This is a genomic window from Streptomyces sp. NBC_00237, assembly GCF_026342435.1.
GTDB lineage: Bacteria > Actinomycetota > Actinomycetes > Streptomycetales > Streptomycetaceae > Streptomyces.
Map to the genome: position 1 here is coordinate 2196816 of NZ_JAPEMT010000001.1, position 18188 is coordinate 2215003.

The following is an 18188-nucleotide window of genomic DNA, read 5'->3' on the forward strand; positions in this document are numbered from 1 at the left end:
GGAGCTCGCCTTCGTGGCGTCCCACCGTCGACCCAAGCAGCCGAGCCGCACCCGTGTGACCGTGCTCTCCCTCGCCGCCACCGCAGCCGTGGCCCTCACCTCGCAGTCGGCGAACGCCGCGCCCAAGCCTGACAAGAAGGAAGTCAAGGCGAAGGTCGACGCGCTGTACGAGGAGGCCGAGGGCGTCACCGAGAAGTACAACGGCGCCAAGGTCAAGCAGGAGACCCTGGAGAAGCAGGTCAAGAACCTCCAGGAGAAGGTGGCACGCGGTCAGGCCGACCTCAACGAGCTGCGCAAGGGCCTCGGTTCGATGGCCACGGCGCAGTACCGCACGGGTGCCGTCGACCCCTCGCTCCAGCTCTTCCTGTCCTCCGAGCCGGACCAGTTCCTCGACCGCGCCGCGGCGATGAACCAGCTGACCGCCAAGCAGGCCGAGTCGCTGCGCAAGATCCAGAGCAAGCAGCGCCTCCTCGCGCAGGAGCGCGAGGAGGCGTCCGGGAAGCTCGCCGACCTCTCCTCCGTCCGCAAGGAGCTCGGCAGGCAGAAGACGTTCATCACGGGCAAGCTCGGCGATGCGCAGAAGCTGCTCAACACGCTGACGCAGGCCGAGCGCGACGCCATGGCCGAGCAGGACGAGCGGGCCAGCCGGTCCGCCAACGAGCGTTCGCAGCTCGGCGAGGTGTCGCCCGGTTCCGGCATAGGTGCCGCCGCCATGGCCGCGGCCAGGACGAAGATCGGCGCCCCGTACGACTGGGGCAACAAGGGCCCCAACGCGTTCGACTGCTCCGGACTCGTCTACTGGGCCTTCAAGCAGGTCGGCCGCACCGTCGGCGGCAACACCTACGCCCAGGTCAACGACGGCCCGAAGATCTACAACAAGAGCGACCTGCGCCCCGGCGACCTGGTCTTCTTCAGCGGCCTCTCGCACGTGGGCTTCTACGCGGGCAACGGCATGTCGCTGCACGCCCCGAAGCCGGGCACCAACGTGCGCGTCGAGGACATGAAGTACCTCGGCTCGTTCCAGTACGGAGTGCGTGTCGGAGGCTGATCCCGGCGCTCCAGGATCTGCGGCCCCTACCCGGGAGCCGACGCCGAACACACCGCCCGTTCGGGCGAATTACGGCGCACCGCGCTGACTGCCCGCCCCGCCGATGACCTGGTCATCGGCGGGGCGTCGTGCTGTCCGGGTACGCCTGGCGCCTCCCGGGGTCGTTGGTCGCCCTGTGAGCGTCCCGCTACTGTCTGCTCGCGCAGCTCCCGTCGAGCAGTCCGCCCGCCCCGGGCGGCGGGGTGCTGCCACCCAGCAGTGGAAGGAGTGCGGCTTCCTGTGGCGTCACACCGTCGTCCCTCGCAGTCCGGGCTCACACAGAGCACCCGGGTCACCGTCCTGTCCGCCGCCGCGGCCACCGCGGCAGCGGCCCTCGGGGCCACCCCCGCCAGCGCCGACCCGGCAGGCACGTCCACGGCCACCCAGGCCACCGTCGACCGGCTCTTCGAACAGGCCGAGAAGGCCACCGAGCAGTACAACAAGGCCAGCGAGCGCGCCACCACCCTCCGCAAGGAGGTGACGCAGGCCCGCGACCGCACCGCACGCGGCCAGGAGCGCATCAACCGCATGCGCGGCGTCCTGGGCCAGCTCGCGGGCGCCCAGTACCGGTCGGGCGGCATGGACCCCACGGTGTCGCTGCTGCTCTCGGAGAACCCGGACGGCTACCTCGACAAGGCCGCCGCCCTCGACCGGATCAGCGCCCTCAACGCGGGCAGGCTGCACGAACTCACCGAGGCACAGCGCAAGCTGGGCCAGGAGCGCGCCGAAGCCTCCCGCAAACTCGCCGAGCTGGAGCGCAGCCGAAGCGTCGTCACCCGCCACAAGCGCAGCGTCGAGCGCAAGCTCGCCGACGCCCGCCGGATGCTCAACGCGCTGCCCGCCACCGAGCGCGCCGAGTTCGACCGGGCCAACCGCAGCGGGCGCGAGACGATGCCGGAGATGTCCGGTGCGATGGCCTCCTCCTCGCGGGCCGCCGCCGCCGTCCTGGCCGCCCGCAACGCCGTCGGCAAGCCGTACGTCTGGGGTGCCAACGGGCCCTCCGGCTTCGACTGTTCCGGCCTCATGCAGTGGAGCTACGGGCAGGCGGGCGTCTCCCTGCCGCGCACCTCGCAGGCCCAGCGGTACGCGGGCCGGCAGGTCTCCCTCGACCAGGCGCAGCCCGGCGACCTCGTGGCCTACCGCGACGACGCCAGCCACATCGGGATGTACATGGGCAACGGCCAGGTCGTGCACGCCCCCTACCCCGGTGCCCCGGTGCGCTACGACCCGGTCGGCATGATGCCGATCTCGTCGGTGACCCGGGTCTGACGCCTCCCCGGTCTGTGGGGCTGTGGGGCTGTGGGGCTGTGGGGCTGTAGGGCTGTGGGGCTGTGGGGCTGTAGGGCTGTGGGTCTGCGGGTCCGCACCCGTGCGCCGATCTTCTCTGCGTACGATCGCCTGATGGCAGGGCACCAGGACGGCACACGGTTCGGACGGCGGGCGGCGCTCGCCCTGGGCGGGCTCCTGCTGACCTCCTGCGCGCTGCCGACCGCCCCCGCCGACACCGCGGCCCGCGACGTGCGGCGGCTCCTCGGGCGGCGGGCCGCCGCCCTGCTGAGCCGCGACAGGGCCGCCTTCCTCGACGTGCTCGCACCGGGCGAGGAGGGCCTGCGGTCCACCCAGGGCGAGGAGTTCGACCACCTCGCCGGGGTGCCGCTGAAGGACTGGGAGTACCGGCTGACCGGACTCGACCGCACCGGCGGGAGCACGGTCACCGCGCGCGTGGACCTGCGCCACCGCATCGACGGGTACGACACGGTGCCCGCCGTCTGCGCCCGCCGCATCGACCTCGTACGCGCCGACGGGCAGTGGTACGTCGCGCGGGACCGGCCGGGGCGCGGCGGCGCGCAGGAGCTCTGGCAGCAGGGCCAGGTCACCGTGGCGCGCGGGCGGCGCTCCGTGGTCCTGGGCACCGGCCACAGCAGGGAGCGCCTGCGCCGGATCGCGGAGGCCGCCGACGGTGCGGCGGACGCCGTCGCCCGCACCTGGACGCGCGAGCGCGACCTCAAGACGGTGCTCCTGGTGCCGCCTTCGCTGGACGCCATGGGCGCCCTGCTCGGCGAACCGGCCGCCGGCTACCGGGGGATCGCCGCCGTCACCACCGGGGCGAGCGTCCAGGGGCGGCGCACCTCGGCGGACCGCGTCATCGTCAACCCCGAGGCGTACGACGTCCTGGGGGCGGTGGGCAGGCAGGTCGTCCTCACCCACGAGACGGCGCACGTGGCCACCCGTACGGACACCACGGCCGCCACCCCCATGTGGCTGTCGGAGGGCTTCGCGGACTGGGTGGCGTACCGCGACAGCGACCGCACGGCGGCCCAGATCGCCCCCGAACTCCAGCGCACCGTACGGCGCGACGGGCCGCCCGCCGCTCTCCCGGCCGATCCGGACTTCCGCTTCTCGGGGGACGCGGACCGGCTGGCGGGGGCGTACGAGGGCGGCTGGCTGGCCTGCCGGATGATCGTGGAGCGCAGGGACGAGGCGACGCTCCTGGCGTTCTACCGGGACGTCGGCGGGCACCCGCAGCGGGACGGGGCCCTGGAGGCGGCGTTGCAGCGTCGGCTGGGCACCACGCCGGAGGAGTTCACCGCGCGGTGGCGCACCTACGTGCGCAGCGAACTCGCCTGACGCTGCTGGGCCGTGGTCCCGGTGGCTGTCGCGGAGGGCACGTGGCGCTGTGCCGGCAGTGACTGCGGTGCGTGCGCGGCCTCCGTCACCGTGTGCCGCCACAGGGTGCGGCACGCCAGCACCGTCGCGGCGACCAGCAGACCGTTGCGCACGAACAGCAGGGACACGCCGAGCGCGTCGCTGTTGACCACGTGCGAGAACCAGATGGGGAATTCGAGACAGGTCACCAGGGTGGCCGCCAGCACCAGGTGGGTGGGGCGGTCCATCCGGCTGCCCCGGAACACCAGACAGGCGGCCGCGAGGCCGACCAGCCAGAGCATGTACTGCGGGCTGATCACCCGGCTCGTAGTCGTGAACAGCAGCACCGCGACGAACGCGGCGTCGCACGCCGTCGACGCGGTGAACAGCCGCGCCTTCAGCCGCCACAGCAGGAGCCACCCGAAGGCCAGCGCGGTGAGCACCATCGCGACGCTGCTCACCGTCGGGACGTGCGGGCCGAGGAACTCCACCGAGCCGTAGTTCAGCAGCACTTCGCCCTTCCACCCGAAATGCCGCGCGACGTGGAAGACCAGCGCGCCCAGCGACTCCACCTCGGTGCCCCGGTCCCGCTGGAACCTCAGGAACGCCAGCGCGCCCGGCATCGCCGCCGCGAACAGCAGCAGCAGCGCGAACGCGGTGCACACGAACGCCGTCCACGAGGCGCGCGTCGTACGGCCGCGTGCGGTCCCCGCGAGCAGCAGGGCGGGCCAGACCTTCAGCAGGGCCCCCAGGGCCGCCAGTGCCCCCGCCACGCGCGGCCTGCGGGCCCCCGCGAGGAGCGCCGCCACCGCGATGCCGGTGACCATCACGTCGTAGCGGGCGTACGAGGTGGGGCCGAGCAGCGCCAGCCCGGCGATCCACACCCAGGCGCCCGCCATCCGCTTGCCGGGACGCCGGCCCGCGTACAGCAGCAGCCCCGTCACCACGGCGTCCGCGAGGAACGCCAGCACGAAGAAGGCGGACGCGTAGTCCAGGAAGGGCAGCAGACCGGGGGAGAGCACCGGCAGGGCGGCGGCGGGCGGGTACTGCCAGGTGATGTCGTCGAGCGGGAAGGTGCCGTCCTTGAGGACCTCGTACCAGCCCTGGTAGATGACCGAGATGTCGCTCGTGACGTCGGGGCCGGGGAAGACCAGCACCTTGAACACGCACAGGAGCAGCAGCGCCCGGGTGACGGCCCACACCGCGAGGGGGGCGACGGGCAGGGCGGGAGGAGTCCGATGTCCGGTACCGCTCGCTGGCATGACCATCCTTGTCCGGTGACGGGCGTCTACAGGGCCATGATGCAGGGCGAGGACGTCCCGATGCGATGACGCGGAGCCGCCCGGTACTGTCGGCGACGATGGACAAGACCTTGATCGTGACCAACGACTTCCCGCCCCGGCCCGGCGGCATCCAGGCGTTCCTGCACAACATGGCGCTGCGGCTGGACCCCGAGCGGGTCGTCGTCTACGCGTCCACCTGGAAGCGCGGACGCGAGGGTGCGGAGGCGACCGCCGCCTTCGACGCCGAGCAGCCGTATCCCGTGGTGCGCGACCGTACGACGATGCTGCTGCCGACGCCCCGCGTCACCCGGCGCGCCACGGAGCTGCTGCGGGAGCACGGCTGCACCTCCGTGTGGTTCGGGGCGGCGGCCCCCCTCGGGCTGATGGCGCCTGCGCTGCGCCGGGCGGGCGCCCGGCGGCTCGTCGCCACCACGCACGGGCACGAGGCGGGCTGGGCGCAGCTCCCGGCGTCCCGGCAGCTGCTGCGGCGGATCGGCGAGGGCACGGACACGATCACCTATCTGGGCGAGTACACGCGCTCCCGGATCGCCGCCGCGCTCACCCCGCAGGCGGCGGGGCAGATGGTCCAGCTGCCGCCGGGCGTGGACGAGAAGACCTTCCACCCGGACTCGGGCGGCGACGCGGTGCGCGCCGGGCTCGGGCTCACCGACCGTCCGGTCGTGGTGTGCGTGTCCCGGCTGGTGCCGCGCAAGGGGCAGGACACCCTCATCGAGGCGATGCCGCAGATCCTGCGCTCGGTGCCGGACGCCGTGCTGCTGGTCGTCGGCGGGGGACCGTACGAGAAGGACCTGCACGAGCTGGCGCGCACGACCGGGGTCGCGGACTCCGTGCGGTTCACCGGCGCGGTGCCCTGGGCGGAGCTGCCCGCGCACTACGGGGCAGGAGACGTCTTCGCGATGCCGTGCCGCACGCGCAGGGGCGGCCTCGACGTCGAGGGGCTCGGCATCGTCTACCTGGAGGCGTCCGCGACCGGGCTGCCGGTGGTGGCGGGCGACTCCGGCGGCGCGCCCGACGCCGTACTGGACGGGGAGACGGGGTGGGTGGTGCGCGGTGGGGAGCCCGCCGAGTCCGCCGAGCGCATCGTGACGCTGCTCCAGGACCCCGACCTGCGGCGGCGGATGGGGGAGCGGGGGCGCGCGTGGGTCGAGGAGAAGTGGCGCTGGGACCTGCTCGCGGAGAAGCTCAGGACGCTGCTGTAGGGCCTGTTGCCGTACGGCACGGGTAAGGGGCGGCCTCCCGGAGGCCGCCCCTTACCCATGTCACTGCCTACGCCCCGTAGATCGCCTCGATCTCGTCGGCGAAGTCCTTCGCCACCACGTTGCGCTTCAGCTTCAGCGACGGCGTGATGTGGCCCGCCTCCTCGGTGAACTGGGTCGGCAGGATGCGGAACTTGCGCACCGACTCCGCCTTGGAGACCGCCGCGTTCCCGTCGTCCACCGCCCGCTGCACGGTTGCCAGGAGGTCCGCGTCGTCCCGCAGGGAGACCGCGGTGGAGTCCGCGGGCTTGCCGTTGTCCGCCGCCCACCGGCCGAGGAACTCCTCGTCCAGGGTGACCAGCGCGCCCACGAACGGGCGACCGTCGCCGACCACCATGCACTCCGCGATCAGCGCGTGCGCCCGGATGCGGTCCTCGATGACGGCCGGGGCGACGTTCTTGCCGCCCGCCGTCACGATGATCTCCTTCTTGCGGCCGGTGATCGCGAGGTAGCCGTCCTCGTCGAGGGTGCCGATGTCACCGGTGTGGAACCAGCCGTCGGTCAGCGCCTCGGCGGTGGCCGACGGGTTGTTCCAGTACCCCTGGAAGACGTGCTCGCCGTGCAGCAGCACCTCGCCGTCGTCGGCGATCCGCACGACCGAACCCGGCAGCGGCTGGCCGACCGTGCCGATCTTCGGCCGGTCGTACGGGTTGAACGCGGTCGCCGCGCAGGACTCGGTGAGCCCGTAGCCCTCCAGGACGGTGAAGCCGATGCCGCTGAAGAAGTGGCCCAGGCGCTCTCCCAGCGGGGCGCCGCCGGAGATCGCGAACTCGCAGCGCCCGCCGAGCACCGCACGCAGCTTGCTGTAGACCAGCTTGTCGAAGACCTTGTGCTTCAGGCGCAGCCCCAGCGCGGGGCCCTCGGGAGTGCCGAGCGCCCGGCTGTAGGCGATCGCCGTGTCGGCGGCCTTGTCGAAGATCTTGCCCTTGCCGTCGGCCTGGGCCTTGGCCCGCGCCGAGTTGTAGACCTTCTCGAAGACGCGCGGCACACCGAGGATCAGCGTCGGCCTGAAGGACGCCAGCTCGTCGGTGAGGTTCTTGATGTCCGGTACGCAGCCGAGCTTGATCGGCGCCATCACCGACGCCACCTCGACGAGGCGCCCGAAGACGTGCGCGGCGGGCAGGAACAGCAGCACCGAGCACTCGCCCGTACGGAACAGGGGCTTCAGGCGCTCCACGACGTTGCCGCACTCCGCGAAGAAGCTGCGGTGAGTGAGCACACATCCCTTCGGGCGGCCCGTGGTGCCCGAGGTGTAGACGATGGTCGCCGGGTCGTCGGCGCCCGCGACGGCACTGCGCCGGTCGACCGTCTCGTCGGACACGTCCGCGCCCAGCGCGTTCAGCTGCTCGATCGCCCCGGCCTCGATCTGCCAGACCTGCTTGAGGGCGGGCAGCTGCTCCCGTACGGACTCCACGGCGGTGGCGTGGGCCTCGCCCTCCACCAGGACGGCGACGGCGCCCGAGTCGCCCAGTATCCACTGCACCTGCTCGGCGGAGCTGGTCTCGTACACCGGCACGGTGACGGCGCCCGCGCTCCAGATCGCGAAGTCCAGCTGCACCCACTCGTAGCGGGTGCGCGACATCAGGCCGACCCGGTCGCCCGGCTCGACGCCCGCGGCGATCAGGCCCTTGGCGGCGGCACGCACCTCGGCCAGGAACTGGGTGGCGGTGACATCGGTCCACGTACCGGCGACCTTGCGGCCCATGACCGCGGTGTCGGGGTGCTGAGCGGCGTTGCGGCGGATGAGATCCGTCAGATTGCCGTCCGCAGGGACCTCGTACAGAGCCGGAAGGCTGAACTCGCGCAAGACTGCTGCTCCTCATCAGGCACCGGTCGTCACGTCAGTGTGCGCGCCGGCTGCGGTCCAAGGTCGGGCAGGTGCTCAGTGGGGGGTGAGCACGACTGGACTGCCCGGACGTTACCCACCAGTACTCGGTTCCCGATAGGGGGTCCCGGCCAGATGTACGCTGCGTCACACTGTTCGGGCGGTGCTTCGCGCACAGTAGTCCACCCCTGGGGCGACTCGGAAGTAACCGCAGGTCCGGCCCGTTCTCACGGGTTGAGGACCGGCTCTACTCAGCGTCCGGCCGGGGTCCTAGGCTGATCGCCATGCGAGTTCATGTGGTGAGTGACGTGCACGGCAACGCCAAGGACCTCGCCCGTGCGGGCGACGGCGCGGACGCCCTGGTCTGTCTCGGCGACCTCGTGCTCTTCCTCGACTACGCCGACCACTCGCGCGGCATCTTCCCCGACCTCTTCGGCACCGCGAACGCCGACCGCATCGTCGAGCTGCGCACCGCCCGCCGCTTCGAGGAGGCACGCGAGTTCAGCCGGAGCCTGTGGGAGGGCGTCGACCGTCAGGCGGCCACCGTCGCGGCCGTCCGCAAGCAGTACGCGGAGTTGTTCGCCGCGTTCCCCGCGCCCACGTACGCCACCTACGGGAACGTCGACATGCCGACGCTCTGGCCCGAGTACGCGGGCCCCGGCACGGCCAGCCCCGGCACCCGGGTGCTGGACGGCGAGCGCGTCGAGATCGGCGGCCTGGTCTTCGGCTTCGTCGGCGGCGGCCTGCGCACCCCGATGAACACGCCCTTCGAGATCAGCGACGAGGAGTACGCCGCCAAGGTCGAGGCGCTCGGCGAGGTCGACGTGCTCTGCTCGCACATCCCACCCGAGGTCCCGGACTTGGTGTACGACACCGTGGCGCGCCGCTTCGAACGCGGCAGCCGCGCCCTCCTGGACGCCATCCGCACGACCCGCCCCCGCTACGCGCTCTTCGGCCACGTCCACCAGCCCCTGGCCGCCCGGATGCGCGTCGGCGCGACCGAGTGCGTGAACGTCGGGCACTTCGCCTCGACGGGGCGGCCGTGGGTGCTGGAGTGGTGAAGGAGCCGGTCGCGATAGCCTTCACACGGCACGCACCAGTCAGCCAGCCCCAGTCCGGACCGTGAGGAGCCATCGCGATGGCGGAACACACCAGCTCTAGCATCACCATCCAGGCGGCGCCGGCCGACGTCATGGGTGTGATCGCGGACTTCGACCGCTACCCCGACTGGACGGGCGAGGTGAAGGAGGCCGAGGTGCTGGCCACCGACGACCGGGGCCGCGCCGAGAAGGTCCGCCTGGTGCTCGACGCCGGTGCCATCAAGGACGACCACACCCTCGCCTACACCTGGACCGGCGAGAACGAGGTCGGCTGGACCCTGGTGAAGTCGCAGATGCTGCGCTCGCTCGACGGCTCCTACCGCCTCGCGTCCGCCGCGAACGGCGCCACCGAGGTCACGTACCAGCTCACCGTCGACGTCAAGATCCCCATGCTCGGCATGATCAAGCGCAAGGCCGAGAAGGTCATCATCGACCGCGCCCTGGCCGGTCTGAAGAAGCGCGTCGAGTCCGGCCCCCAGGGCTGACCGACCGGAACGCAAGGGGACGCAGAGGGTGAGCGCGGACGACACCGGTGCGGTGCGCACGGTCCTGGTCACGGGTGCCGGAGGCGCGGGCCGCACCACGGTCGCCGCCGCGACCGCCCTGACGGCCGCCCGCAGGGGCGCGCGCGTCCTGCTCCTGGGCACCGACAGGGACGACACCCTGGGCGCGGCCCTGGGCACGCCCGCCGGTGCGATACCCGCCGACCCGCACGCACCTCTTGAGGCGGCACCGGGCCTCCTGGTCGCACGCGTCGACGCCGCCGACGACTTCCGCCGCGAACTCACCGCCCTCCAGGAGCGTGCCGCCACCGCCCTGGACCTCCTCGGGGCCACCCCGCTGGACACCGACGAGCTCACCGAACTGCCCGGCAGCGAGCCCTTCGCCCTGCTGCGCGCCCTGCGTACCGCGCCCACCGCCTCGTACGACCTGGTCGTCGTCGACATGCCGCCCACGCACAGCACCCTCGCCGCCCTCGCACTCCCCGGCCAGCTGCGCCGCTACGTGCGGCGGCTGCTGCCGCCCGAGCGGCAGGCGGCCCGCTCCCTGCGCCCGATGCTCGCGCAGCTCGCCGGGGTCCCGATGCCCGCGCAGTGGCTGTACGAGACCACCGCCCGCTGGGACGCCGAACTCGCCGCCACCCAGGCCGTGCTGGAGAGCCCCGCCCTGTCGGTGCGCCTGGTCGTGGAGCCGGGTCCTGCGGCCGCCGAGACCCTGCGCACCGCCCGGCTCGGCCTGGCCCTGTACGGGCTCGCGCTGGACGCGGTCGTCGCCAACAGGGTGCTCCCGACCGCCTCCCCCGACCCCTGGCTGTCCGCCCTGTCCGCACAGCAGCAGGAGCACCTCAAAGAGGTGCACGGGAGCGCGCACCTCTTTGAGGTGCGCGAACTGCCCCACCTGGGCAGGGCCCCGCAGGGCCCCGACGAGCTGACGCCGCTGTCGTACGAGGTGTCCCCGGCCTCCGCCGTCGTACGGCACGTCGTGGAGGACCGGCGGGCCGAGGACGGCGTACTGGTGTGGCACCTGCCGCTGCCCGGTGCCACGAAGCAGGAGCTGGGTCTCGTGCGCCGGGGGGACGAACTGGTGCTCACGGTGGGCCCGTTCCGGCGGCTGCTGCCGCTGCCGTCGGCGCTGCGCCGGTGCACCGTGTCCGGTGCCGGGCTCACCGACGGGGTGCTGCGGGTGCGCTTCACCCCGGACCCGGGGCTGTGGCCGCAGGGGCGCTGAGCGCCTGTCGTACGGGTGGTGACGGGCCCCTGAACGGCGTACCGCCGTTCGGGTAACGTCGAAGGCGTACGGATCCGTCACCCTCCCCGCGTCGCAGGAGTGCGCCATGAGCGAAGCCACCGACCGCCCCGACGAGCCCCGTGCGTCCGGCGCGTACGACGCCGACGCCTGGGCGACGGCGTGCGAGGAGGACCTGGCCGCCGAGCAGGCCCGCCGCCGGGATCAGTACGGACCGCAGGCCGGATCGGCGGCCGAGGAACTGCGCAGGCTGCTGGACGCGGTCACGGAGAAGGTGTCCTCGTTCCAGTCGCCGCTGCTCGGGATGGCGGCCCAGGGCGCGGCCCAGCAGATCGCCAGCCAGTTCGTTCAGCAGGCGAAGGCAGTCGTCGAGCCGGTCGTCGAGCGGAACCCGCAGGTCTTCGACCATCTGGCCGCTGCGGGCAACGAACTCCTCGCCGCCTACCGGTCCGTCGTGGCCGGGCACGAACAGCGTTGGACACAAAACGCATCGGACGCCGCCAAGGACCCGAACCCCACGGGCAATTCCCCCAAGTCATCGGAATCCGGACCCGATGACCCTGATGACCGTTCAAAAGGTGAACACATCGACCTCGATTGAGACCCCTCCTCGGGTACGGTGACTGAAGGGGCCTGTCTCCGGCTCCGAGCAGGGTTCGACCTGAAACTGAGGGACACATGGGACTCACCATCGGCGTCGACATCGGCGGCACGAAGATCGCGGCCGGAGTGGTCGACGAAGAGGGAAAGATCCTCGAAACGTACAAGGTGAAGACACCGCAGACCCCCGAGGACATGGTCGACGCGATCTCCGCGGCGGTCTCCGAGGTCAGCACGGGCCACAAGGTCGAGGCGGTCGGCATCGGCGCCGCCGGTTACGTGGACGACAAGCGCGCCACCGTGCTCTTCGCCCCGAACATCGCCTGGCGCCACGAGCCGCTCAAGGACAAGGTCGAGCAGCGCGTGAGCCTGCCGGTCGTCGTCGAGAACGACGCCAACGCGGCCGCCTGGGGCGAGTACAAGTTCGGCGCGGGCAAGGGCCACGAGGACGTCGTCTGCATCACGCTGGGCACCGGCCTCGGCGGCGGCATCATCATCGGCAACAAGCTGCGCCGAGGACGCTTCGGCGTGGCCGCCGAGTTCGGCCACATCCGGGTCGTCCCGGACGGCCTGCTGTGCGGCTGCGGCAGCCAGGGCTGCTGGGAGCAGTACGCCTCCGGGCGCGCGCTCGTCCGCTACGCCCGCCAGCGCGCCAACGCGACCCCCGAGAACGCCGAGATCCTCCTCGCCCTCGGCGACGGCACCGTCGACGGCATCGAGGGCAAGCACGTCAGCGCCGCCGCCCGGCAGGGCGACCCGGTCGCGGTCGACTCCTTCCGCGAGCTGGCCCGCTGGGCCGGTGCGGGCCTGGCCGACCTCGCCTCGCTCTTCGACCCGTCCGCCTTCATCGTCGGCGGCGGCGTCTCCGACGAGGGCGAACTCGTCCTCGACCCGATCCGCAAGTCCTTCCGGCGCTGGCTGATCGGCGGCCAGTGGCGGCCGCACGCCCAGGTGCTCGCGGCCCAGCTCGGCAACAAGGCCGGTCTGGTCGGCGCGGCGGACCTGGCCCGCCAGGGCTGACGTTCCTCCTCCGGTTGTCCGTTCGGTGCCCGCCGCGCCCTCTTCAGGACGCGGCGGGCACCGGTCTATGTTGGCCCGCATGTCTCAGTTGGCCCGCAGGGCGACCGACCCCCTGCCCCCGTCCCGTACGGAACACCTGCCCCCGTCCCGTACCGAACCCGACGGCTCGGCCGTCGTCCGCGTCCTCAGCTACAACATCCGCTCCATGCGCGACGACCGGGACGCGCTCGCCCGCGTGATCCGCGCCTGTGAGCCCGACCTCGTCCTGATCCAGGAGGCGCCGCGCTTCTTCCGCTGGCGCAAGAAGGCCGCCTGGCTGGCCGCCCACAGCGACCTGGTGGTGCTGAGCGGCGGGGCCACCGCCGCGGGCCCGATGCTCCTGTGCTCGCTGCGCGCGACGGTCGAACGTACCGAGGACGTCCTGCTCCCGCGCACCCCCGGGCTGCACCAACGGGGCTTCGCGACGGCGGTCGTGCGCATCGGGGGCGCGCGCCTGGGAGTGCTGAGCTGTCACCTGAGCCTTCAGGGGGACGAGCGCCGCGCGCAGGCGGATCTGCTCCTGGAACAGCTCGCCGGGATGGGCGTCACGCACGCCGTCGCGGGCGGCGATCTGAACGACCGCCCGGACGGGAAGACCTTCCGCCTGCTGGCGGGGAAGCTCCAGGACTGCTGGGCGGTGGCACCCTGGGGCGGCGAGTACACCTCCGAGCCCACGAACCCCCACCAGCGCATCGACGCGATCTTCGCGACGGCGGGTGTGGAGGTGCTGGGGTGCGGCGTGCCGCCGCTGCCGGAGGCGGACGTACGGGCGGCGACGGACCACCTGCCGGTCCTGGCGGCGGTACGGATTCCCGCGGACCGCTGAGCCTTGTCGGCGGCGGCCCCACCTGGTCAGCCGGGTCCGGCCATGGCCGGGGGCGGCGCCGGGCCGCCCTCCGGCCCACCCCGGTCAGACCACCGCGCCCCGGCCCGGATCCTCGTCGTCCTCCTCCGAGCCCCGCGCCATCCGCCCCACCAGCGTCGCGAACCCGCCGAGGAAGCCTCCGATGCCCAGGACCTGGATCCACCAGGTCATGTCCCAGCCGAGTACGACCGCCACCAGCATCAGCAGCGGCCCTCCGACCACCGCCAGCCAGGCGAACTTGGACGTGACGTCGGCCTCCGGAAGCTCCGGGTCCGGCGGCACGAAGTGCCCCTCGTCCGAGTCGTCCAGGTCGTCGTCCTTGGCCTCGGCAGGAGCGAAGTCCCGGGGCCCGGACATGCCGACGCCCGGGGCGAAGGTGACCGAGCTGCCCAGCGGCCGGTCCTCCCCGGAACCGGAGCCCGGACCGGATCCGGACCCTGAGGCCCGGTCCCCGTTGACCCCCTCCTCCAGCCGCGCCAGATCGTCCACCGACTTGAACGGCTTCGCCCCCGGCGGGTCCGGCGGCTCGTCCCCGTACCCGGCCACGATCGCCTCCCAGACGGCCGTCTCGTCCAGCGGAGTGGCGGCGTCGTCCTTCAGGCCCTCCGTGACGGCCTCGGGCTCCCGCTCCTCCTCGCGGTCCGCGCGTTCCGCGTTGTGTTCAGCCACCGGCAGTGCTCCCCTTCTTCCCGACGCTCGGAGCGAGGCGGCCGATGAACGCGTAACTCTCGTCGAAGATCCGCTCCGCGTCATGGTCCAACGTCGCCACGTGGTAGCTCTGTTCCAGCAGGATCTCGGTGACGTCGTGGGACGACACCCGGCTGAGGATGCGGGCGGAGTCGGCGGGCGGCACCACGTGGTCCTGCGGGCTGTGCAGCAGCAGCAGCGGCTGCGTGACCTGGGGCAGCTCGCCGTCGACGAGCCGGAAGAAGTTCCGCAGGGAGTGCGCGGCGTGCAGCGGCACCTTGGTGTAGCCCACCTCGTGCGAGCCCTCCAGCGCGATGTCGTCGTACACGCCCTTCGTCGTGGGCACGAAGTGGCGCAGCACCGGGAGGGCGTGCGCGGCCAGGCCGTGCACCTTGTTGCCCGGGTTGACCAGGACGATGCCGCTGATCGCGTCGCCGTGCTTGGCGGCCAGCCGCAGGGTGAGCGCGCCGCCCATGGACAGGCCGAAGACGAAGACCTGGGAGCAGCGCTCCAGCAGGGCGTTCAGCTCGCGGTCCACCTCGGCGTACCAGTCCTGCCAGCCGGTGACCTGCATGTCCTCCCAGCGGGTGCCGTGGCCGGGAAGCAGCGGCAGCGACACCGTCAGCCCCCGCTCGGCCAGATGGTCGGCCCAGGGGCGCAGTGACTGGGGCGAACCGGTGAAGCCGTGGCAGAGAAGGACGCCCACCTCTCCGCCCTCGTGGCGGAACGGCTCGGCTCCAGGGAGGACCGGCACCGGGGTCTCCTGTTCGTGAGGAAGGACGGGACGGCAAAAGGGCCCGTACCCGCGACGCGGGGGCAGTGCCCGCAGGAGGGGCACCCCACCACGGGTACTGAGGGTGACTTCACCGTACGCGACCGGACTGACACCGACCAGATCCGTCGGCCCTCCGACCGGGCGACGGCAGCGGCCGTACGGAGCCCCCGGGGGCCGTACGGACCACCCGCACGTGTGGGCGAGAGTGCAGGCCGCACGCGGGTTATGGTCTTTTCGACAGACAAGGGAAGGCACACGTTGATCTACGGCGCAATGAAGTTCTCCATCGGAGGGTCCCTGAAGGTTGCCTTCAGGCCCTGGGTGGAGGGCCTCGAAAACATTCCCGCGAACGGGCCGGCGATCCTCGCGAGCAACCACCTGTCGTTCTCCGACTCCTTCTTCCTGCCCGCCGTGCTGGACCGCAAGGTCACCTTCATCGCCAAGGCGGAGTACTTCACCACCCCCGGTGTGAAGGGCAAGCTCACCGCCGCCTTCTTCAAGGGCGTCGGACAGCTTCCGGTGGACCGTTCCGGTGCGCGCGGCGCGGGCGACGCGGCGATCAAGGCGGGCATCGAGGTCATCGACAACGGCGGCCTGTTCGGCATCTACCCGGAGGGCACCCGCTCTCCTGACGGACGCCTGTACCGGGGCAAGCCCGGCGGCCTCGCGCGCGTGGCGCTCGCGACCGGCGCCCCGGTGATCCCCGTCGCGATGATCGACACGGAGAAGATCCAGCCGCCCGGCAAGGTGGTGCCCAAGCTGATGCGTCCGGGCATCCGGATCGGCAAGCCGCTCGACTTCAGCCGCTACCACGGCATGGAAGGCGACCGCTTCATCCTGCGCTCGGTGACCGACGAGGTCATGTACGAGATCATGAAGCTGTCCGGTCAGGAGTACGTCGACATCTACGCGACGGCGGCCAAGCGGCAGATCGCGGACGCGGAGAAGGCCGCCAAGGCCGAGAAGGCGGAGCTGGAGAAGGCCGAGAAGGCCGCCCAGGCGGAGCTGGAGAAGGCGGCGAAGGCCGAGAAGATTGCGAAGGAGGAACGTTCCGCGTAAGCAAGGAACGTTCCGGGGGCCGACGGCGTCGTCCAGCTGAGGTCGTCGCAGGGAGTGGACGCGTCGGCCCTCGCAGAGGTCTTCCGTCCAGGGGTGGGGAAAATGGCCAAGGCCCAGCGCTCGCGGGTCGTACGGATGTCGGTCGAGCAGCCGCTGTGGCGCGCGCTCACCGGCTACCGCGTCCTGACGATGCTCTACGCGGTACTGCTGTTCGTGTTCACGCGCGAGGAGTTCGAGCGGCAGTGGGTGGCGATCGCCTTCCTGTCGGTGATGGCGGTGTGGACGCTCGTCACGCTCCCCAAGGTGGCGAACGCGGCCAGCTGCACCAAGCGCTTCCTGGTGGCCGATCTCACCGTCGTCCTCGTCGGCATCCTGCTCACCCCGCTCGCCAACGTCGAGGCGCAGCTGATCGACGGCCCGACCCTGCCGACGATATGGGCCGCCGGTTCGGTGCTCGCGTACGCCATCAAGGGAGGCTGGCGCTGGGCCGCCTTCGCCTCGTCCCTGGTGGCGGCGGCCAACCTCGTGGAGCGCGGCACACCCAGCCGGGACACCCTGCACAACGTGCTCCTGGTGTGGGTCGCCTCCATCGCCATCGGTTACGTCGTCGAGGTGGCCCGCGCCTCGGAGGCGACCCTCGCGCGCGCCCTGGAGATCGAGGCCGCCACCAGGGAGCGCGAGCGCCTCGCCCGGGACATCCACGACAGCGTCCTCCAGGTGCTCGCCATGGTGCAGCGCCGGGGCAACGCGCTCGGCGGCGAGGCGGCGGAACTGGGCCGCATGGCGGGCGAGCAGGAGGTCGCCCTGCGCACCCTCGTCTCCAGCGGTCTGGTGCCCACCATGCGGGCGTCCGAAGAAGCGTCGCACGGTGCGGTGGTGCGCACCGTGGAGGTGGACGACCCCGATGGGGCACGTGCCGTACGCGGTGCACGGGAAGGACACGGGGACAGCGGTCCCGTCGACCTGCGCGCCCTGCTGGCCCCGCACGCCGGGGCGAAGGTCTCCTTCGCGGAGCCCGGCACTCCGGTGCTGCTGCCCGCGGCCGCCGCACTGGAGCTCGCGGCCGCTGTCAGTGCCGCCCTGGACAATGTGCGCAGGCACGCGGGTGACGGCGCCCAGGCGTGGATCCTCGTCGAGGACGAGCCGGACGAGGTGATCGTGACGGTGCGGGACGACGGTCCCGGCATCCCGGAGGGCAGGCTCGCGCGGGCCGAGGGGGAGGGACGCCTCGGGGTCGCCCTGTCGATCCGCGGCAGGCTGCGGGACCTGGGCGGGAGCGCCGAGCTGCTCTCCGTACCGGGACAAGGCACGGAAGTAGAACTGAAGGTTCCACGGGGGAAGGCGAAACGATGAACGAACAGACCACGCAAGCAGCGACAGAAGTGACGGAAGTGGCCGGAGAGCAGAGGAAGTCGGTCCGCGTGATGGTGGTCGACGACCACCCGATGTGGCGCGACGCCGTCGCCCGCGACCTGGCCGCCGCCGGGTTCGACGTGGTGGCCACCGCGGGGGACGGCCCGCAGGCCGTGCGCCGCGCCCAGGCGGTCTCCCCGCAGGTGCTGGTCCTGGACCTGAACCTGCCGGGCATGCCGGGCGTCCAGGTCTGCCGCGAACTCGTCGGCGCCGACCCCGAGCTGCGCGTCCTGGTGCTCTCCGCGAGCGGAGAGCACGCGGACGTACTGGAGGCGGTGAAGTCCGGCGCGACCGGATACCTGCTGAAGTCGGCGTCCACGGAGGAGCTCACGGACGCGGTCGCGCGCACCGCCGCCGGCGACCCGGTGTTCACCCCGGGGCTCGCCGGTCTCGTCCTCGGCGAGTACCGCAGGCTGGCCTCCGACCCGGCGCCCTCGGCACCGGACGAGCCCCGGGCCCCGCAGCTCACCGACCGCGAGACGGAGGTGCTCAGGCTGGTCGCCAAGGGACTCTCGTACAAGCAGATCGCGGAACGTCTGGTCATCTCGCACCGCACCGTCCAGAACCACGTCCAGAACACCCTCGGCAAGCTCCAGCTGCACAACCGGGTGGAACTGGTGCGGTACGCCATAGAGCGCGGCCTCGACGGCTCCTGAGGCGCTGTCCGCGCCCGCCGGGAGGGCATCGCCCGGGTCCGCCGGGAGGCACCCTCGACGCCCCCGGCGGGCCGCTCTAGCGTGGTGTGTTCCAGTGCCCGGCAGCGGCG

Annotated in this window: 17 protein-coding genes; 13 read left to right on the top strand and 4 right to left on the bottom strand. The window is 72.2% G+C overall.

Annotated features, from left to right (window positions below; translation table 11 throughout):
• Positions 1–13: 13 nt before the first annotated feature.
• The 3 genes from OG897_RS09720 (at position 14) to OG897_RS09730 (ending at position 3715) form a co-directional block, all read left to right on the top strand.
• Positions 14–1048 carry an NlpC/P60 family protein gene (locus OG897_RS09720; RefSeq protein ID WP_266654830.1) on the top strand — a complete coding sequence of 345 codons (1035 nt, stop codon included), beginning with the start codon at positions 14–16 and terminating at the stop codon, positions 1046–1048.
• A gap of 279 nt (positions 1049–1327) precedes the next feature.
• Positions 1328–2356: an NlpC/P60 family protein gene (locus OG897_RS09725; RefSeq protein ID WP_266654832.1), complete on the top strand. Its 1029-nt coding sequence runs from the start codon at positions 1328–1330 to the stop codon at positions 2354–2356.
• Positions 2357–2488: 132 nt separating this feature from the next.
• Positions 2489–3715, top strand: a complete 1227-nt coding sequence (locus OG897_RS09730) for a hypothetical protein (protein WP_266654833.1) — start codon at positions 2489–2491, stop codon at positions 3713–3715.
• Here the strand turns inward: OG897_RS09730 and OG897_RS09735 are convergent.
• Entirely contained in the window at positions 3691–4995 is a 1305-nt protein-coding gene (locus OG897_RS09735; protein ID WP_266654835.1) for a glycosyltransferase family 87 protein, read from the bottom strand. The two genes, OG897_RS09730 and OG897_RS09735, sit on opposite strands and share 25 nt — an antisense overlap.
• A gap of 98 nt (positions 4996–5093) precedes the next feature.
• Here OG897_RS09735 and OG897_RS09740 point away from each other — a divergent pair, with 98 nt between their 5' ends.
• Complete coding sequence (locus tag OG897_RS09740) at positions 5094–6236, top strand: glycosyltransferase family 4 protein (protein ID WP_266654837.1); 1143 nt, start codon at positions 5094–5096, stop codon at positions 6234–6236.
• A gap of 67 nt (positions 6237–6303) precedes the next feature.
• Here the strand turns inward: OG897_RS09740 and OG897_RS09745 are convergent, their stop codons facing one another.
• The gene (locus tag OG897_RS09745; RefSeq protein ID WP_266654839.1) at positions 6304–8100 is read right to left on the bottom strand and encodes a long-chain fatty acid--CoA ligase; all 1797 of its coding nucleotides are present in this window, start codon (positions 8098–8100) and stop codon (positions 6304–6306) included.
• A gap of 302 nt (positions 8101–8402) precedes the next feature.
• On the opposite strand from OG897_RS09745, the gene OG897_RS09750 reads away from it, so the two are divergent.
• From OG897_RS09750 to OG897_RS09775, 6 genes are all read left to right on the top strand, one after another.
• The gene (locus OG897_RS09750; RefSeq protein WP_266654841.1) at positions 8403–9179 is read left to right on the top strand and encodes a metallophosphoesterase; all 777 of its coding nucleotides are present in this window, start codon (positions 8403–8405) and stop codon (positions 9177–9179) included.
• Positions 9180–9256: 77 nt separating this feature from the next.
• Complete coding sequence (locus tag OG897_RS09755; RefSeq protein ID WP_266654843.1) at positions 9257–9703, top strand: SRPBCC family protein; 447 nt, start codon at positions 9257–9259, stop codon at positions 9701–9703.
• Positions 9704–9755: 52 nt separating this feature from the next.
• The gene (locus OG897_RS09760) at positions 9756–10946 is read left to right on the top strand and encodes an ArsA family ATPase (RefSeq protein WP_266656704.1); all 1191 of its coding nucleotides are present in this window, start codon (positions 9756–9758) and stop codon (positions 10944–10946) included.
• 106 nt (positions 10947–11052) lie between these two features.
• Positions 11053–11565, top strand: a complete 513-nt coding sequence (locus OG897_RS09765) for a DUF5304 domain-containing protein (protein ID WP_323188010.1) — start codon at positions 11053–11055, stop codon at positions 11563–11565.
• A 77-nt stretch (positions 11566–11642) separates the two neighbouring features.
• Positions 11643–12584 carry an ROK family glucokinase gene (locus OG897_RS09770; RefSeq protein ID WP_266654845.1) on the top strand — a complete coding sequence of 314 codons (942 nt, stop codon included), beginning with the start codon at positions 11643–11645 and terminating at the stop codon, positions 12582–12584.
• A 79-nt stretch (positions 12585–12663) separates the two neighbouring features.
• Entirely contained in the window at positions 12664–13449 is a 786-nt protein-coding gene (locus tag OG897_RS09775) for an endonuclease/exonuclease/phosphatase family protein (RefSeq protein ID WP_266654847.1), read from the top strand.
• Positions 13450–13533: 84 nt separating this feature from the next.
• On the opposite strand, the gene OG897_RS09780 is transcribed toward OG897_RS09775, so the two are convergent.
• Both OG897_RS09780 and OG897_RS09785 read right to left on the bottom strand, forming a co-directional pair.
• Entirely contained in the window at positions 13534–14157 is a 624-nt protein-coding gene (locus OG897_RS09780; RefSeq protein WP_266654849.1) for a hypothetical protein, read from the bottom strand.
• A complete protein-coding gene (locus OG897_RS09785; RefSeq protein WP_266654851.1) occupies positions 14150–14929 on the bottom strand; it encodes a carboxylesterase in 780 nt (259 codons plus the stop codon). The genes OG897_RS09780 and OG897_RS09785 overlap by 8 nt, the downstream gene beginning before the upstream one ends.
• A 279-nt stretch (positions 14930–15208) precedes the next feature.
• Here OG897_RS09785 and OG897_RS09790 point away from each other — a divergent pair, with 279 nt between their 5' ends.
• The 3 genes from OG897_RS09790 (at position 15209) to OG897_RS09800 (ending at position 18078) form a co-directional block, all read left to right on the top strand.
• Positions 15209–16009 (top strand): 1-acyl-sn-glycerol-3-phosphate acyltransferase, encoded by an 801-nt coding sequence (locus tag OG897_RS09790; RefSeq protein WP_266654853.1) that lies wholly within the window; start codon positions 15209–15211, stop codon positions 16007–16009.
• Positions 16010–16111: 102 nt separating this feature from the next.
• Positions 16112–17362 carry a MacS family sensor histidine kinase gene (locus tag OG897_RS09795; protein WP_266654855.1) on the top strand — a complete coding sequence of 417 codons (1251 nt, stop codon included), beginning with the start codon at positions 16112–16114 and terminating at the stop codon, positions 17360–17362.
• A 71-nt stretch (positions 17363–17433) separates the two neighbouring features.
• Entirely contained in the window at positions 17434–18078 is a 645-nt protein-coding gene (locus tag OG897_RS09800; protein WP_266656706.1) for a response regulator transcription factor, read from the top strand.
• Positions 18079–18188: the final 110 nt, after the last annotated feature.

Bases quoted from the DNA above. Each gene is read 5' to 3' on its own strand.
- OG897_RS09730 (WP_266654833.1), top strand. From the start codon at position 2,489: ATGGCAGGGCACCAGGACGGCACACGGTTCGGACGGCGGGCGGCGCTC.
- OG897_RS09735 (WP_266654835.1), bottom strand. From the start codon at position 4,995: ATGCCAGCGAGCGGTACCGGACATCGGACTCCTCCCGCCCTGCCCGTC.
- OG897_RS09740 (WP_266654837.1), top strand. From the start codon at position 5,094: ATGGACAAGACCTTGATCGTGACCAACGACTTCCCGCCCCGGCCCGGC.
- OG897_RS09750 (WP_266654841.1), top strand. From the start codon at position 8,403: ATGCGAGTTCATGTGGTGAGTGACGTGCACGGCAACGCCAAGGACCTC.
- OG897_RS09755 (WP_266654843.1), top strand. From the start codon at position 9,257: ATGGCGGAACACACCAGCTCTAGCATCACCATCCAGGCGGCGCCGGCC.
- OG897_RS09765 (WP_323188010.1), top strand. From the start codon at position 11,053: ATGAGCGAAGCCACCGACCGCCCCGACGAGCCCCGTGCGTCCGGCGCG.
- OG897_RS09770 (WP_266654845.1), top strand. From the start codon at position 11,643: ATGGGACTCACCATCGGCGTCGACATCGGCGGCACGAAGATCGCGGCC.
- OG897_RS09775 (WP_266654847.1), top strand. From the start codon at position 12,664: ATGTCTCAGTTGGCCCGCAGGGCGACCGACCCCCTGCCCCCGTCCCGT.
- OG897_RS09795 (WP_266654855.1), top strand. From the start codon at position 16,112: ATGGCCAAGGCCCAGCGCTCGCGGGTCGTACGGATGTCGGTCGAGCAG.
- OG897_RS09800 (WP_266656706.1), top strand. From the start codon at position 17,434: ATGGTGGTCGACGACCACCCGATGTGGCGCGACGCCGTCGCCCGCGAC.